Below are 15,912 nucleotides of genomic sequence, written 5' to 3'. Positions count from 1 at the left end.
CCAACCCGCCGATGCGATGAGGCTCGCACTGGCCGCAGAGAGAGCTCTGCGGCTTTCGCCGGCGGAGCCGGCTGATGGCCTCTACCGGTTTCCCCGACCGGTGGGGGCCTTTCTGTTTGGCCTCCACCCGGAGGAGGTGAGAGGGATGGAGAAGACCTTCCAGAGCATACTCTTCGAGGATAGAAGGGCCGGAGAGCTCCGGGCCGCGGAGCCCACCTTCTTCTCCGACCTCCGTCTCGATGCGGTGGTGGAGGAGCTTCTCTCGGGCAGGGAGGAGTACGACCTCGCTCCGTTCTTCCACACCCCTCTGCGCGAGCCCGGAGAGGTCACCTACCGGCAGGAGGTGGCGCGTGATCTCGAGCGTGGTGAGGTGCGGGAAGTGGTGGAGGACTTCGCCCGGCGCATGCGGGCGATGCGCGAGTGCCTTTCCCTCGCCGGGAAGCTCCACCACGAGCTGCAGAAGCAGCGCTGGTTCCTGGACGCCGCCGGTGTCTACTGCGAGGCCGTTCGCTCTCTGGCCCGGGAACTCCCGCAGCGGGAGCCCGCCTCGCGCGGTCTGCGGGCGCTGAGCGACTACCTCGCCGGCTACGCCGGCTCGGAGGAGTTCTCCGGGCTCGAAGAGGAGGTGCGCGCGCTGCGGGAGGACCTGGCCGGGGTCGTCTACACGGTACACATAAGAGGCAACCGGGTCAGGGTCGACGCCTACGAGGGCGAGGAGGACTACGGGGACGAGATCGAGAGGGTCTTCGCCCGGTTCGCACGCGGCGCGGTGAAGGACCACCGGGTGCACTTCCGCGATCCCCCGGAGTTGAGCCACGTCGAGGAGCGCATCCTGGAGCTCGTCGCCCGGCTCAATCCGGACGTCTTCGGGAGGCTGAACGGGTTCTGCAGACGCCGCCGCGATTACCTGGACGAGACCGTCGCGGCGTTCGACCGCGAGGTGCAGTTCTACCTCGCCTACCTGGAGTACGCCGGGCGCTTCAGGGAGGCGGGGCTCCCGTTCTGCTACCCGGAGGTCTCCGAAGAGGTGGGGGAGACGAGGGTCGAGGAGGGATTCGACCTCGCGCTCGCCGCCTCGTTTCTGCGCGAGGGGGGATCGGTGGTGAAAAACGGCTTCCACCTGCGCCACCCGGAGCGCATCCTGGTTGTCACGGGGCCGAACCAGGGCGGCAAGACCACCTTCGCCCGGATGGTCGGACAGCTGCACTACCTGGCGAGCCTGGGGCTCCCGGTCCCGGCCGCCGAGGCCCACCTTCACATCCCCGATGCGATCTTCACCCACTTCGAGAGGGAGGAGGGCGTCGAGCGGCTGCGGAGCAAGCTCGAAGACGATCTCGTGCGGCTGCACGAGATCCTGCGGGAGGCCACCGGGGAGAGCCTCGTCGTCCTGAACGAGAGCTTCAGCTCGACGACGCTCGAGGACGCCGTCCGCATCGGGACCGACCTGCTCGGGCGGATCGAGAGGCTCGGGGCGCTGTGCGTCTGCGTCACGTTCATCGACGAGCTGGCCACCCTCGGGGAGGAGACCGTGAGCATGGTCGGGACCGTGGACCCCGAGGACCCGTCCGTGCGGACATTCCGGATCGTGCGCAGGCCCCCCGAAGGGCTCGCCTACGCGCTGGCGCTCGCCCGCAAGTACGGGCTCACCTACGAGGATCTCAAGAGGAGGGTGAAGAGATGAGGGTGCTCCTCATGCACCGCGACCGCGACTTCGACCCGGGAGGCGGGCTGCCGGAGAACACGGAGGATCTCACGCGGGACCTCGGCCTCGAGCCGCTCCTGCAGGCGATGGCCTCGGGGGACGACTTCGTGTACGAGGTCGCCAGGAAGGCGCTGCTCGAAGGGCTCTCCGAGCCGGAGGAGATACTCTACCGCCAGCGGGCGCTCGCCGACTGCCTCGAGGAGGCGGAGGTCGTGAGGGAGATCCATCGCGTCGCGATCGAAGCCATCGAAGGCGAGCGGAAGGTCTTCGTGGGCCTGCTTCACGACTCCCCGCGCTCGATACTCAACCGTGCGGTCCAGGTTCTCGGGATGTTCCTCGAGCACCTGAGGAGGCTCAGGGGCCTCGCCGACGAGCATGCCGGGAGCTTCTCTTCGGAGGCCTTCGGCAGGTTCTTCGAGATGGTCCGGCGGGATCTCTCGGACGACTACCTCGCCGGGGTCGAGCGGCACCTGGGGGAGCTCGAGTTCAGCCGTGGGATGCTCTTCAGCGCGCGCCTCGGCCGGGGCAACAGGGGGAGGGACTACGTGCTGAGGGTCCCGAGGCGTCAGCGCCTCCTCGAACGCCTCCCGTTCGGCGACCGCTCCGGCTACGGCTTCACCGTCCCGGACCGCGACGTGAGCGGCTTCCGGGCCCTGGACGAGCTCTCCGACCGGGGGCTCAACCGCGTCGCCGACGTCACGGCCCGCTCGGCGGACAACATCCTCGGTTTCTTCGAGCTTTTGCGTGCCGAGCTCGTCTTCTACGTCGGGTGCCTCAACCTGCACGACCGGCTCGCGGCCAGGGGGGAGCCGCTCTGCTTCCCCACCCCCGAGCTCACCGAAAAGAAGGCACTCTCGGCCCGCGGGCTCTACGACGTCTCCCTCAGCCTGAGCGTCGAGGGGCGCGTCGTCGGCAACGATATCGACGCCGACGGCAAAGGGCTCGTGATGATCACGGGCGCCAACCAGGGCGGCAAGTCCACCTTTTTGCGCAGCGTGGGGCTCGCACAGCTGATGATGCAGTGCGGGATGTTCGTGCCCGCCGGGTCCTTTCGCGCCAGCGTCTGCTCGGGGGTGTTCACCCACTACCGCAGGGAGGAGGACGAGCGGATGCGCAGCGGCAAACTCGACGAGGAGCTCGGGAGGATGGGGAGGATCGCGGAGCGCATCGGGCCCGGTGGCATGCTGCTGTGCAACGAGTCGTTCTCTTCGACCAACGAGCGGGAGGGCTCCGAGATGGCCCGTCAGGTCGTCCGGGCGATGGTCGAGTCCGGCGTGCGGGTCTTCTTCGTTACCCACCTCTACGACCTGGCCCGCAGCCTCTACGATAGGAGGGACGGAGGGATGCTCTTTCTGCGCGCCGAGCGTCTCCCGGACGGCTCGCGCACCTTTCGTCTTCTTCCCGGCGAGCCCCTGCCGACGAGCTACGGGTGGGACTCCTACCGGCGCATCTTCGATGTTCGCGCGTAACGGGCGCTCCGCGGCGCTGGTATATTCCTCCTTGAGAACCTGCTGCTTCGCGTGAGGGGGAAGAGAGATGGCCAAAAGCAGGGGAAGGGATCTTGTCCTCCGGTTCGGGGATCTCGCGATCCCGCCCGGAACGCTCGGTCTTCTCGGTCTCGGGCAGGCCGGCGTGGGGATCAGGGGCCCCGCGGGCGTCATCTACGTGGATCCCTACCTGACCGACTACGGCGGTGAGGGGGAGAGGTTGGATAGGTGCTTCGAGCCTCCGGTGGATCCCGCCGCCATAGACGACGCCTCCTGCGTCCTCGTCTCCCACGAGCACGTCGACCACTTCGATCCCGAGACGCTCGGCCCCATCGCCTCCTCCTCTCCCGGGGCGCGCTTCTACGCCCCCTACGCCTGCGACTTCTCGAAGACCGGGATCGATCCAGAGAGGGTCACGGTCCCCACGGTGGACGAGCCGTTCGAAGTGGCGGGGGCGCGCATCACCGCGGTCCCTTCCGCTCACACCGGGCTGGAGAGGACCGACCGCGGCTACCGCTACCTGGGCTACGTCATAGAGTGCAACGGCGTCACCGTCTACCACGCGGGCGACACGGTGGTCTACGACGGCATGATCGAGACCCTCTCCCGCTGGCGCATAGACGCGATGTTCCTCCCGATAAACGGGCGCGACTACTTCCGTACGGCTGAGGAGATCGTCGGCAACACCAACTTCCGCGAGGCCGTAGAGCTCGCCGAGACGCTCGACGTCGGGATGGTCTTCCCGACCCACTACGACCTCGTCGCGGGAAACACCGAGAACCCGGCGTACTTCGTGGACTACATCAACCGGCGCAATCTGCACCGCCCCTACCACCTGCTGCGCCCGGGCGAGGTGTTCTTGCTCGTGGGGAGGGGCTAGGAGACCCGCTCCATCTGCGGCTCGGCGGCGCGCCGCACGGCGGAGACGCAGCCGGGACCGAGCATCTGCTTGAGCTCGGCGTGCAGATCGGAGGAGTCCTCGACGGTGCAGATCTCCTGGTCGGGGAGCCCGTCCCCCGAGACCAGCACCAGAGGTTGCTCGCCGGGGTGGCGTGAGATCAGGCGGAAGACCTCCTCGGCCTTCTCTTTAGGCTTGCCGACGAAGGACGCGGCGTACAGGTACACCGGGTCCGGGCCCGGCTCGAGCGCCAGCTCCTCGACGTCGAGCGCGACGATGCGCGGGGTGCCCTCCTTTCGATCCACCCTGCCGCGGACCTTCAGGATCGCATCCTCCCGGATCGCCGCCGCGCACTTCGAGTAGACCTTGGGGAAGACTATCACCTCGGCGAGCCCCCGGGTGTCGTCGAGCTGCAGCGCCGCCATGGTATCTCCCTTGCGCGTGGTGTTACGCCGCACGCTCGTCGCTAGCCCCGCGACCCACACCGCCTGCCCGTCCCGACAGCCCTCGAGCTCCGGGATCGAGGTGTCGGTGTGCCTGCCGAGCTTGTGCAGCACCGGCCTTAGGGGGTGATCCGAGACGTAGAGACCCATCGTCTCCTTCTCCCACTCCAGTGCCCGGCGCCGGTCCTCCTCCACCCGTGGAACCTCCGGGCGCGGCGGGGCGAGCTCCGAGGCCTCGAACATCGAGAACTGGTCCGAGCTTACAGATCTTGCGCTCTTCGCCACCCTCTCGACCGCCTCCGCGTGCACCTCCAGAAGCGCCGCCCGCGAGTGCCCTGAGAAGTCGAAGGCACCGCACTTTATCAGCGATTCGAGCGTGCGCTTGTTGTAGGTCTTCGGGTCGACCCGCTCGCAGAAGTCGAAGACGTCCTCGAATGGGCCGCCCTCCTCCCGCGCGGCGATGATCGCCTCGACGCACGCCTCGCCGACGTTCTTTACGGCGGAGAGGCCGAAGCGGATGGTGCCGTCGACGACCGTGAAGCGCTTGCCCGAGGTGTTTACGTCGGGCGGGAGCACCTCTATGCCCATCGCCCGCGCCTCGGCGACGTACTGGGGGACGCGATCCTTGGTGTTCATCACGCTGCTCATGAGCGCGGCCATGTACTCCGCCGGGTAGTGGGCCTTGAGGTATGCCGTCTGGAAGGCGAGGAACGTGTAGCAGGCGGCGTGGCTCTTGTTGAACGAGTAGCCGCCCGCGGCCTCCATCCAGCTCCACAGCTTCTCCGTTGTCTGCGGGTCCACGCCGTTGGACCGGCACCCCTCGATGAACTTGTCCTTGAGGGTGGCCATCAGGTCTTTTTTCTTCTTTCCGATGGCCTTGCGCAGCGTGTCGGCTTCGCCGGGGGTGAAGCCGCCCAGGGTCTTGGCGATCTCCATGAGCTGCTCCTGGTAGGCGGCGACGCCGTAGGTGGGCTCCAGGATGGGCCTTATGCGTTCGTCGGGGTACTCGACGCTCTCCGGGTCGTGCTTGCCGCGCTTGAACTCCGGGATATGCTCCATCGGTCCGGGCCGGTAGAGCGCGTTCAGGGCGACCAGGTCGTCGAAGCGGTCGGGTTTCACCTCCTGCAGCATCCGCTGCATCCCGCTCGACTCGAACTGGAAGACCCCGAAGGTATCTCCGCGGGCGAAGAGCTTCAGCGTCTTCTCGTCGTCGAGGGGGATGCCCCGGATGTCCACCTCCTCGCCGCGCGTCGCGCGGATGTTCTGCAGCGTCTCCTCGATGACGTCGAGGTTGCGCAGGCCCAGGAAATCCACCTTCAAGAGTCCGAGCGCCTCGACGTCTGACATCGGGTGCTGGACCACGACCTCGCCCTTGGCCCCTTTCTGCAGCGGCACGATGTCCGTCAGGGGCTCCTCGGAGATGACGACCCCGGCGGCGTGGGTCGAGGCGTGGCGGGCGAAGCCCTCTATCTCGAAGGCTATGTCGAGGATCTTCTTCGCCCCCTCGTCTTTCTCGATGAGGGAGAGGATCTCGCGCGCCGGACCGGGGTGCTTGTCGGTGGGCAGGTAGCGGTCCTTCTCCTTCTTCAGGACGTCCTTGAGGGTGGTCCCGACAGGCTTTTCGGGGATGAGCCGGGCTAGCCTGTCGGTCTCGCCGTAGGGGTACTGGAAGACCCTGCCCGCGTCCCTTATCGCTGCGCGTGCTCCTAAAGTCCCGAAGGTGATGATCTGGGCGACGTGCTCGTGCCCGCCGTACTTCTCGGTGACGTAGCGCATCACGTCGGCCCGGCCCGAGACCGAGAAGTCTATGTCCACGTCGGGCATGCTGATCCTGTCGGGGTTCAGGAAGCGCTCGAAGAGCAGCGAGTAGCGCAGCGGGTCGAGGTCGGTTATCTCCAGGGCGTAGGCCACGAGCGAGCCGGCGGCCGACCCGCGACCGGGGCCCACCGCGATCCCACGCTCCTTGGCGTAGCGCACGAAGTCCCACACGATGAGGAAATAGTCCTCGAATCCCATCTTGGAGATGGTCTCGAGCTCGAAGTCGAGCCGCTGGCGGATCTCCGGGGTGACCTCTCCGTAGCGCTTTTTCACCCCCCGCTCGCACAGCTCCCTCAGGTACTCCCTCGCGGTGTACCCCTCGGGCTTCGGGAAAGCGGGGAGGCGGGTCTTGCCTAGCTCTATGCCCGGATCCTCGACGCTCTCGACGACCTTCGCGGTGTTCTCGAGCGCCTCGGGATGGTCCGGGAAGAGCCGCTCCATCTCCGAGACGGGCTTGATGTAGAACTCTTCGGAGGCGAAGCGCATCCGGTTGGGGTCGGAGTGGAATTTGCCGGTCCCGATGCACAAAAGGACGTCGTGCATCTTCGCGTCGCTCCTGGCCGTGTAGTGGCTGTCGTTGGTCGCGACCAGCGGAAGCCCGGTCTCCCGGTGCAGCTGCAGCAGACCCTCGTTCACCCTCCGCTGCTCCGGGATGCCGTGGTCCTGCATTTCCAGGTAGACGGCGTCGAAGATCCCCCGGTACTCCTCGAGGAGCCTGCGCGCCTCGTCCATCCTCCCCTCGAGGATCCTGTTCGGAACCTCCGCCGAAAGGCACCCCGAGAGGCAGATGATCCCACGCCCGTGCTTCCTCAGCGTCTCGAGGTCCACCCGCGGCTTGTAGTAGAAGCCTTCCAGGAAACCTGCCGTGGAGAGCTTCATCAGGTTGCGGTAGCCCTCCGGCGTGCGCGCCAAAAGAGTCAGGTGGTAGTAGGGGCTCTTGTCCTTCTTCCTGCGGTCGGCGGTGACGTAGACCTCGCAGCCCATCACGGGCTTTATCCCGGCCTTCTTCGCCTCCTGGTAGAACTTCACCGCCCCGTACATGACCCCGTGGTCGGTGAGCGCTATCCCCGGCATGCCCTCCGAGGCGGCGAAGGATACCAGGTCTTTTATCCGGCTCGCCCCGTCGAGCATCGAGTACTCGGAGTGGCAGTGCAGGTGTGCGAAGGACGCGCCGCTAATCCGAACCACCTCCCGGAAGATCCCCAGAGAAGAACGGAGAGCCCGGAATCATCCGGGCCCCGCGAGCCTGCCTGTTCTCCCCATCCATCCTCACCAGCGCGCAATATATACCCTGCCGGACCCGGTGTCCAGAGCAGGTTTAACCTCTACTTGAGGCGTGTTTTGCAGGATTTTCCCGGAAGAGAGAAAAGTCCTCTCTCAGAGATCCTGCTCTCCGAAGGGGGCAAGCCAGGTGTTCCCTTTGAGCCAGGAGAGCCAGCTCAGGGTCAGGTGGGCGCTGAGGGTGCAGAAGAGGAGAGCGAAGAGGCCGCTCTTGAGCTCGTGGGAGCGGGCGGAGAAGACGAGCAGGGTGCATGAGGTTAAGAGGGAGCAGAGCAGGAAGGCGAGCGTGACGGCGCAGACGAGCAGACGTGCCGCACGCCGGAGCGGCGGGTCTCGCCGTCTCTGGTGCGGGCTGCTGTCCTGGGGAGGGGACAAGCGGGATCAGTCGTCTTTTTTGGCCTGTGGTTTCGTACCGGTGGTGTCGCTGCTCCCGGTGGATTTGGAGTCGCTCCCGTTGCCGGAGGACTTCTCGGATGAGGAACGGCTGCCGTTCGATCTGCCGTAGTCCGTCGAGTAGAAGCCCGATCCCTTGAAGGCGATACTCACCGGCTGGAGGACCTTGTGCACCGGGGCGCCGCACTCTATGCACGAGGTGAGGGGATCGTCCGAGATCTTCTGCATTATGTCGAAGACATGATCGTTATCACATTTGTACTCGTATATCGGCATCTCTTATCTCCAGTCTCCCGTAACATCCAGACCGCAGCCTCGAAAATTATACAGCGCTGGGAAAAGCTCCGGTCTTCCCGTCCCCGGGAGCACTCAGCGGCGGCGTCTGAAGCTCTCCTCCTCCGCGTGTATCTCGTGCTCCATGCTCTCGCGGGCCGTGTGGATCAGACGCGGGTTGCGCAGGATGTCCTCGATGTCTTTGGGGGAGCAGTTATCTCGTACGTAGTCTTCCTTGAGGACCTCCTCCAGAGGTGCCCCCTCCCTCAGCCGGTGGCAGACGTAGGAGATCACCTTCTCCTCCCGGCTCGAGGGGTGGGAGACGTCGAAGAGGCGCTTCCAGAATGAGGGATGTTCGACAGCCATGCTATCACCTTCTCTCGCCCGCCGGAGGGCCCGGCTTTGTTTGCACCTTCAAGGATTATACGGCCTTCGGGGCCCCGACGCCGACGAGCGCCTCCGCTATCTGCACGGCGTTGGTGGCGGCGCCCTTGAGTAGGTTGTCGGCCACGCACCACAGCTCGACGACGTTGCCCTCCGCACGCACCCTCCCGACGTGGACCTTCGGGTCGCCGGCCACCTCGATTGGGGTGGGGGCCTGGAGGGGGTCGGCGTAGGGTTCGATCCCGGGGGCTTCGGAGAGGGCAGATAAGACCGCGTCGAGGGTCACCTCTTCGGAGGTCTCGACGTAGATGCTCTCGGCGTGGCCCGTGTGCACGGGGACGCGCACCGTGGTGGCGTAGACCGGGAGGGAGGGTATCTCGAGGATCTTGCGCGACTCCTCGCGCATCTTCCTCTCCTCGGTGGTGTACCCGTCCTCGCCGACGGATCCGATGAGCGGGAGGACGTTGCCCGAGATGGGCCTGGGGAAGGCTTCCCCGGAGCCCATCTCGAGCGCCTCGACCCCGGCTCTGCCCGCGCCCGAGACCGCCTGGTAGGTCGAGACGACCACCCGCTCGAGGCCGAAGCTGCGGGCGATGGGGGCGAGGGCGACGACCATCTGGATCGTCGAGCAGTTGGGGTTGGAGATCAGACCCCGATGGTTCTCCAGCGCGTGCGGGTTCACCTCCGGGACGACGAGCGGCACCTCCGGGTCGAGCCGGAAGTCGCTGCCGTTGTCTATGACGGTCGCGCCGCGGACGATCGCCTCGCGGGCGAGCCGCACCGCCGCACCCTTCTCGCCTTCGGTTCCGGCGAAGAGGGCGATGTCCACCCCCTCGAAGGCCTCCGGTTCGGCGACGCCTATCTCGAAGGTCCTGCCGGCGAGCTCGGCGGTGCGGGGGCTGCGGGCGAGCACCCTGAGATCACGTACCGGGAACCCGCGGCGGTAGAGCTCGGAGACGAGCTTCTCCCCGACGAGCCCCGCTCCCACTACTGCGACGTTGTATCCCTCGGACATTCTCTTCTCAGATCTCCTCGTCCGTCGCTCGCTTTCTGGCTATGTCGAGCAGGTCGAAGACGACGCCGCTCGCGGTGCGCTCCGGCCCCGCTCCGGGCCCGGATATCGTGAGGGTAACATCCGAGTAGCGCCGGGTGCGGAACTCGAAAACGTTCTCCGGCCCGGAGATGGGGCCGAAGGGGCTCTCGACCGGCGTGTCGTGCAGCCCGACCTCCACCGGCCCCTCCTTCGGGATGCGCGCCAGGTAGCGCAGCATGTGGCCCGGCTCGACCGAGAGCAGCCGCTCCTCGAAGGCTTCGTCCGCCTCGCCGACCCTGCGCATGAACTCCTCCAGCGGGACGTCCTCGAGGCCCTCCGGGACGAGCGACTGGTAGGGCACCTCCCAGGGCTCTATCCTGCGGCCGATGGCGCGGGCCAGGATTATCGCCTTCCTCGCCACGTCGAGCCCCGAGAGGTCGTCGCGCGGGTCGGGCTCGGCGTAGCGGAGCTCGACGGCCTTGCGGACCGCCTCCGAGAAGGAGTGCCCCGCCTCCACCGCGCTCATGATGAACCCCAGGGTGCCGCTCGGGCTGGCCTGGATCTCGAAGATCTCGTCCCCGCTGGAGAGCAGGGCGTCGATGGTCGAGAGGATCGGCATCCCCGCCCCCACCGTCGCCTCCCGCCAGAGCCGGCCCGGGAGCATGTGCACGAGCTTCTCGTACTGCTCCGTCGTGCCGGAGAGCGGACCCTTGTTCGAGAGCACGAGGTATGAGCCGTTCTGAACCCCGAGCAGGTCGAGGTCGTAGGTCCCGCCGTGCACCGCCAGGTCCACGACGGCCCTCACCGTGCCGGGGGCGGGCTCTGAGAGGAGGATGTCCTCGAGCGGCTCGGTGCCGAGCTCGGAGAGCCTGCCTCCCCGCTCCTTCAGCCTTATCGCCTGCGGCAGCAACTCCTCGCCGACGAGCGCCCCCGAGGTGTCCGAGACCGCCCGGTAGCGGATGTCTAGCCCCATCTGCTCGCGCCAGCGCTTGCGCTCTTCGAGCACGATCTGGGCGACGGCCCGCCCGACGTTGCCGAGCCCGAGCTGGACTATCTCGAGCCGCTTCATGCGACCCCCTCGCCCACCACCGCGGAGTTCACGACGAGCCCGTCGTGCAGCGCGCGCAGAGCCTCCCTCTCCCGCTCCTCGGCGACGAAGAAGATCGCCCCAGGCCCGAAGAAGGTGGCGTGCAGGGGAGAGATCCCCGCCGCGAGCAGGCAGCGGGTGCCGCGCTCGAGCAGCCCGCTCTCCCGGCCGCCGATGCACACGACGGCCGCCGCCCGGCGCCTGCGTCCCCCGCCGCAGGGGATCTCGACGGCGATTCCCCGCCGGAGGCCGACGCAGCGCGCCCCGCCTCCCTCTCCGGAGGAGATGCGCGTGCCGGGGAAGGAGGGGTTGAAGGTGTTGCGCACCACGACCTCCATCCCGGCCGCCTCTGCCGGCTCCATCGTCCTCGGGTGCAGAACCTTCGCCCCGAGGCGGGCGAACGCCCCGGCCTGCTCGTAGGAGAGGTGGGGGATCGGCACCGCCCCGGGCACGAGGGTCGGGTCGGCCGAGAGCACGCCGTCGACGTCGGTCATGATCCAGACCTCCTCGGAGCCCAGGGCCCGGCCGAGCACCGTCGCCGAGAGGTCCGAGCCTCCCCGTCCGAGCGTCGCCACGCCGCCGTCCGGGTCGCGTCCGACGTAGCCGGGGACGACCGCGACCATCCCCTCCTCGAGCAGCGGCGTGACGCTGCGGTTACATCGCTGCCGTGTCCGTTCCGGGTCGACCTCGGGTCCGTCGCCGCCGCCGCGGGTCGCTATCGGGTCCTGGGCCACCGCGGCCGGTACGCCGAGCTCGTCCAGCACCGCAGCCATCATCCTCGCCGAGAGCCGCTCGCCGAAGGACGCGATGGCCTCCCTGCGATCGGCACCCCCACCCAGGCACAGCCCCCTCAGTTCCGACAGGAGACGATACAGATCGTCCTCGAGCGCCGCGAGCCGCTCCCCGGAGCACGCCCACCGCGCCGCCTCGAGGTGTCGCCGGGCCAGATTTTCGAGCAGGGCCTCGACCCCCGGTGCGGTTCGAGAGCCCGCCCCCCCGGTGTACCCGATGAGCTCGTCGGTCACGCCGCGCATGGCCGAGACGACGACGGCCACCGGGCGTCTGCGAGCCTCCGTGGCGGCTATCCCCGCGGCGCGGACGAACTGCTCGCCCCCGCCGACCGAGGTGCCCCCAAACTTGATCACCAGGGGTTTCTCTCTCAATGGATCACGCTCCGTTCGCTTCTCCTGCTCCTTACTCCAGAAAATCTCTGAAGACCTCCTCCATCGCGTCCCAGTCCTTGAGGAACGCGTCGTGGCCGTTCGGGGACTCTATCTCGACGTAGTGCGCCCGCGCCCCCGCCCGCCGCGCCCTCTCCGCGAGGGCGCGCACCTCGGCCGCCGGGAAGAGCCAGTCGCTCGAGATGCCCACGAAGAGCAACTCCGACTCCATGCGCGAGAGAGCCTCCTGCTCGGACCGATAGCCCGCGGCCACGTCGTAGAGGTCCATCGCGCGCGTCAGGTACAGGTAGGAGTTGGCGTCGAACCTCCTCACCAGGTCGCGTCCCTGGTAGTGCAGGTAGCTCTCCACCTCGAAGCGTCCGCCGAACTCCTCGTAGAGCGCCGGACGCGTCGCCGGCCTCCTCCCGAAGCGCTCCCACTGCCCCTGTGCGCTCTGGTAGGTCATCATCCCGGCCATCCGGGCTATGGCGAGCCCCCGCTCCGGCGAGCGCCCCGTGCCGTAGTAGTCGCCCCCCTGCCAGTCGGGGTCGGACATGATCGCCCGGCGTCCGATCTCGCTCATCCCGATCCCCTGCGGCCCGAGGGCGCCGGTCGCGGCGACCGGGATCACCCTCCTCGCGAACCCGGGGAACTCCACGGCCCACTCGAGCGCCTGCTGCCCGCCGATGGAGCCCCCGGCGACCAGCTCGAGACGCTCTATGCCGAGCTCCTCGAGCAGGCGCTTCTGGGCCCGCACCATGTCCCGGATCGTGACGAGCGGGAAGCGCATCCCGTAGGGCCTGCCGGAGATCGGGTCGCGGGAGGCCGGCCCCGTGCTCCCGGAGCATCCGCCGAGCACGTTCGAGCAGACCACGAAGTACCGCTCCGTGTCCACCGGACGCCCCGGCCCGATCAGGGGATGCCACCAGCCGCCGCGCCTGTACTCCTCGTCCGGCTCCCCGGCGGCGTGCGAGTCGCCCGTGAGGGCGTGGACGATGAGAACCGCGTTGTCCCTCGCCTCGTTGGGCTCGCCCCAGGTCTCGTAGGCCAGAACGACCTCGGGGAGATGGCCGCCGAGCTCCGGTTCGAAGGGTCCTATGCGGCAGAGAGCCCTGCCCGAACGGGCCGGGGCTTCCTTAGCCCCGGCCCCCGGATCTTGTGCCATGCTGCGGAGTAATACAGCCTCCTTCCCTCGTCGGGTCTACACGTCATGGTGCGGCTTTCCCGCCGCCCGGCGCGCTAACCCGCTCGCAGAAGAGGCCGCTTTTCAGGCTCTTCCCACATCTTCCAGGCCGGAGACCACCGGGCCGCCGCCTGCTGGATTTGGCACCTCACGGAGCCCTCCGGGGCTCCGCCGGTTGCCGCGGCTTCGCAGGGCCAGTTCCCTCCACCGCTCTCGATGCGGGTTCGCGCTTGGGCAGAGATGCTAAAGCATCATCGCCCCGCGGTCAAGGAGGTTAGTGTCCGACCCAGGGGTAGTAGACCGTGATCCTGGCGTTCTCGTAGGTCGCGAGCCCGAGCCGGTGCGCGACGGCCGGGGTTATGTCTATGCCGGCGGGGTTGGCGACGGTGCGGCCGAACTCGTCCTCCCCCCGGTTGTAGTTCCGGCAGTAGGCGGCTTTGGCCTCCGGCACGCCCCGGGGGAGGTTGCGCCACATGGTGCGGTATCTGCTGCTCTGCCAGTAGTTGTCGCGGGTGTTCCACGGCCCGACCTCCCTGACCGGGACCCAGACGCTGTGCCCGCCGTAGCTCAGGCGGACCCTGAAGCCTCCTTTCTGTTTGAGCGCCTGGTGCGGCAGGGCGACCTCGAAGCTGGTGTAGCCGTTGTACTGGGTGGCGTAGACCCTGTCGGTGACCCCCAGGGAGGATCTGGTGTTGTACGTGAGCCGCGTGTAGCCCCCGCAGTTCTGCTGCACCGCCTGGCTCCACCGGCTCCCGAGCCAGCTCCTCAGGGCGGGGCGCTCCCGGGCGGGGACGAGCCCCAGGATCTCGGCTCTGGCCCGCTCCTCCGCCCGGCTCACCCGGCGGTTGTACGCGGAGACGACGACGGCATCTCCGCTGCGGGCCATGGAGTTCCTCCCGGCTCCCAGGACCCGCTCGCTCCGGGCGTAGGCGCCGGCGATGGTGCGGTTCTCGCGCCGGACGGCGAGCAGGAGCCGGCCCTTTTCATCCTGGCCGAGACCGAACTTCTTCTCGAGGGCCGTCACGGTTCCAGGATCGGAGAGAAGATAGGGAATCACCGGCTTCCCCGCCGGGGGAAGCGCGGGCCGCTGGCGTGCCTCGACCTTTCGGTCCGAGGTCGCGAGCACGACTGCGGAGAGCGATACGGCGAGCGCGAGGGCCATGATCCAAAAAAGCCTCGCCCGGGCGCCGGATGACCCGGGGGCACCACGAAGATCGTACACTTTTCCCCCCTCCAAGGGTACTAAGTTCTATGAATAGAACTCCGCTTACAACATGCGTTCGGGAATCCTAGCCTCTCTCAGCGCCCCGGTCAAGTGGCGGCCTAGTAGGCCCGGGCGAAGACAGCGGTCTTCCCCGGCCGGCCGGAGACCGGGTCTTTGCCCTCCTCCCGCTCGAAGGGCAGGAGGCGGATCGTCGCCTTCGTCTCCTCCTTTATCCGCTGCTCGGTCTCTTCAGTGCCGTCCCACGGGGCGACGACGAAGCCGCGCTTCTCGGCGATGGTCTCCTTCATCTGCTCGTAGCTCTCGACGTGGCGGGTATTCTCCTCGAGGAACGAGCGCGCCTGACGCAGCATGTTCTCCTGGATCTCCTCCAGGAGCTCCGGCAACCGACGTGCCAGGTCCCTGCGGCCTGCGGGTTCCTTCTCGCCGGTATCGCGGCGCACCAGGACGACCTGATCCTTCTCGATGTCCTTCGGCCCGAGCTCGATGCGCACCGGCACCCCCCGTACCTCGTGCTCGTTGAACTTCCAGCCGGGGGAGTGCTCCTCGTCCAGGTCGGCCTCGACCCTGAGGTCCGGGCTCTCGAGCTCCGAGAGGAGCTTCCGCGCCTCTTCGAGCACCGCTCCCTTGCTCTTGCCCCGGTAGATCGGGACGATGACCGCCTGGGTGGGGGCCAGGCGCGGCGGGAGCTTCAGCCCCCGGTCGTCGCCGTGGACCAGGATGAGCGCGCCGACCGCCCGGGTAGAGAAGCCCCACGAGGTCTGGTAGGGGTAGACCCGCTCCTGGTTCTCGTCCAGGAAGGTGATGTCGAACGCCCTCGCGAAGTTCTGCCCGAGGTCGTGGCTGGTGGCGGCCTGCAGCGCCCGCCCGTCGCCCATCAGCGCCTCGCAGGTGAACGTCTCGACGGCCCCGGCGAAGCGCTCCGAGGGGCTCTTCGCCCCGGTGAGTACCGGGATGGCCGCGGTCTCGGCGTAGAAGTCCCTGTAGACCCCGAGCATCCGCAGGGCCTCCTCGCGCGCCTCCTCGGCGGTGGCGTGCACCGTGTGACCCTCCTGCCAGAGAACCTCCGTGGTGCGCAGGAAGGGCCGGGTCACCTTCTCCCAGCGCACGAAGTTGGACCACTGGTTTATCAGGATGGGCAGGTCGCGGTAGGAGTCGATCCATTTGCGGTAGAAGTCGCAGATTATCGTCTCGGAGGTCGGGCGGACGGCGATGGGTTCCTCGAGTTCTTCGCTCCCGGCCCGGGTCACCCAGGCCACCTCGGGGTTGAATCCCTCGACGTGCTCGGCCTCCTTCTTCAGGTAGCTCTCAGGGATGAACAGCGGGAAGTAGGCGTTGGTGTGGCCGGTCGCCTTGAAGCGGTCGTCGAGGTCCCGCTGCATCCTCTCCCAGATCGCGTACCCGTAGGGTCTTATCGCGAAGGTTCCGCGCACCGGGCCGTAGTCGGCGAGCCGGGCCATCCGGATCACGTCCAGATACCAGCGGCTGGGGTCCTCGCTCTTCTTGGTGAGCTTTTCGACGACTTCGGCCATGCGCGTCTCCTCTCTC

The 15,912-nt window shown here is 67.6% G+C and carries 13 protein-coding genes and 1 riboswitch; of the genes, 3 read left to right on the top strand and 10 right to left on the bottom strand.

The annotated features are described in order from the left end of the window. Positions 1–145 precede the first annotated feature (145 nt). The 3 genes from PJB24_RS03985 to PJB24_RS03975 all read left to right on the top strand — a co-directional run bounded on the left by PJB24_RS03985 (position 146) and on the right by PJB24_RS03975 (position 4,069). Entirely contained in the window at positions 146–1,681 is a 1,536-nt protein-coding gene (locus tag PJB24_RS03985) for a MutS-related protein (protein ID WP_273842936.1), read from the top strand. Next, positions 1,678–3,171 (top strand): MutS-related protein, encoded by a 1,494-nt coding sequence (locus PJB24_RS03980; protein WP_273842935.1) that lies wholly within the window; start codon positions 1,678–1,680, stop codon positions 3,169–3,171. Before PJB24_RS03985 ends, PJB24_RS03980 begins: the two co-directional genes overlap by 4 nt. Before the next feature lie 67 nt (positions 3,172–3,238). Beyond that, entirely contained in the window at positions 3,239–4,069 is an 831-nt protein-coding gene (locus tag PJB24_RS03975; protein ID WP_273842934.1) for an MBL fold metallo-hydrolase, read from the top strand. Here the strand turns inward: PJB24_RS03975 and PJB24_RS03970 are convergent. From PJB24_RS03970 to proS, 10 genes are all read right to left on the bottom strand, one after another. Then, a complete protein-coding gene (locus PJB24_RS03970) occupies positions 4,066–7,536 on the bottom strand; it encodes a DNA polymerase III subunit alpha (protein ID WP_273842932.1) in 3,471 nt (1,156 codons plus the stop codon). The genes PJB24_RS03975 and PJB24_RS03970 overlap by 4 nt on opposite strands. A 189-nt stretch (positions 7,537–7,725) precedes the next feature. Continuing rightward, complete coding sequence (locus PJB24_RS03965) at positions 7,726–8,004, bottom strand: hypothetical protein (protein ID WP_273842930.1); 279 nt, start codon at positions 8,002–8,004, stop codon at positions 7,726–7,728. Positions 8,005–8,010: 6 nt separating this feature from the next. After that, the gene (locus PJB24_RS03960) at positions 8,011–8,298 is read right to left on the bottom strand and encodes an FmdB family zinc ribbon protein (protein ID WP_273842928.1); all 288 of its coding nucleotides are present in this window, start codon (positions 8,296–8,298) and stop codon (positions 8,011–8,013) included. Between the two features lie 93 nt (positions 8,299–8,391). After that, positions 8,392–8,661: a hypothetical protein gene (locus PJB24_RS03955; RefSeq protein WP_273842926.1), complete on the bottom strand. Its 270-nt coding sequence runs from the start codon at positions 8,659–8,661 to the stop codon at positions 8,392–8,394. A 55-nt stretch (positions 8,662–8,716) separates the two neighbouring features. Further along, a complete protein-coding gene (locus PJB24_RS03950; RefSeq protein ID WP_273842924.1) occupies positions 8,717–9,694 on the bottom strand; it encodes an aspartate-semialdehyde dehydrogenase in 978 nt (325 codons plus the stop codon). 7 nt (positions 9,695–9,701) lie between these two features. Then, the gene (locus PJB24_RS03945; protein WP_273842922.1) at positions 9,702–10,781 is read right to left on the bottom strand and encodes a hypothetical protein; all 1,080 of its coding nucleotides are present in this window, start codon (positions 10,779–10,781) and stop codon (positions 9,702–9,704) included. Continuing rightward, positions 10,778–11,962, bottom strand: coding sequence for an aspartate kinase (locus PJB24_RS03940; protein WP_273842919.1), 1,185 nt, complete (start codon positions 11,960–11,962; stop codon positions 10,778–10,780). Before PJB24_RS03940 ends, PJB24_RS03945 begins: the two co-directional genes overlap by 4 nt. 31 nt (positions 11,963–11,993) lie before the next feature. Next, the gene (gene metX, locus PJB24_RS03935) at positions 11,994–13,124 is read right to left on the bottom strand and encodes a homoserine O-acetyltransferase MetX (protein ID WP_273842916.1); all 1,131 of its coding nucleotides are present in this window, start codon (positions 13,122–13,124) and stop codon (positions 11,994–11,996) included. 112 nt (positions 13,125–13,236) lie between these two features. Continuing rightward, positions 13,237–13,365, bottom strand: a riboswitch (SAM riboswitch). 51 nt (positions 13,366–13,416) lie between these two features. Continuing rightward, positions 13,417–14,364, bottom strand: coding sequence for a hypothetical protein (locus PJB24_RS03930; protein WP_273842915.1), 948 nt, complete (start codon positions 14,362–14,364; stop codon positions 13,417–13,419). A 101-nt stretch (positions 14,365–14,465) separates the two neighbouring features. Further along, on the bottom strand, positions 14,466–15,896 hold the full coding sequence (gene proS / locus PJB24_RS03925) for a proline--tRNA ligase (RefSeq protein WP_273842914.1): 1,431 nt from the start codon (positions 15,894–15,896) through the stop codon (positions 14,466–14,468). Positions 15,897–15,912 lie beyond the last annotated feature (16 nt).

This window comes from Rubrobacter calidifluminis, assembly GCF_028617075.1.
GTDB classification, from domain to species: Bacteria; Actinomycetota; Rubrobacteria; order Rubrobacterales; family Rubrobacteraceae; genus Rubrobacter_E; species Rubrobacter_E calidifluminis.
The sequence above is the reverse complement of the archived record's forward strand: the minus strand, read 5'-3'. Positions and strand labels throughout refer to the sequence as shown.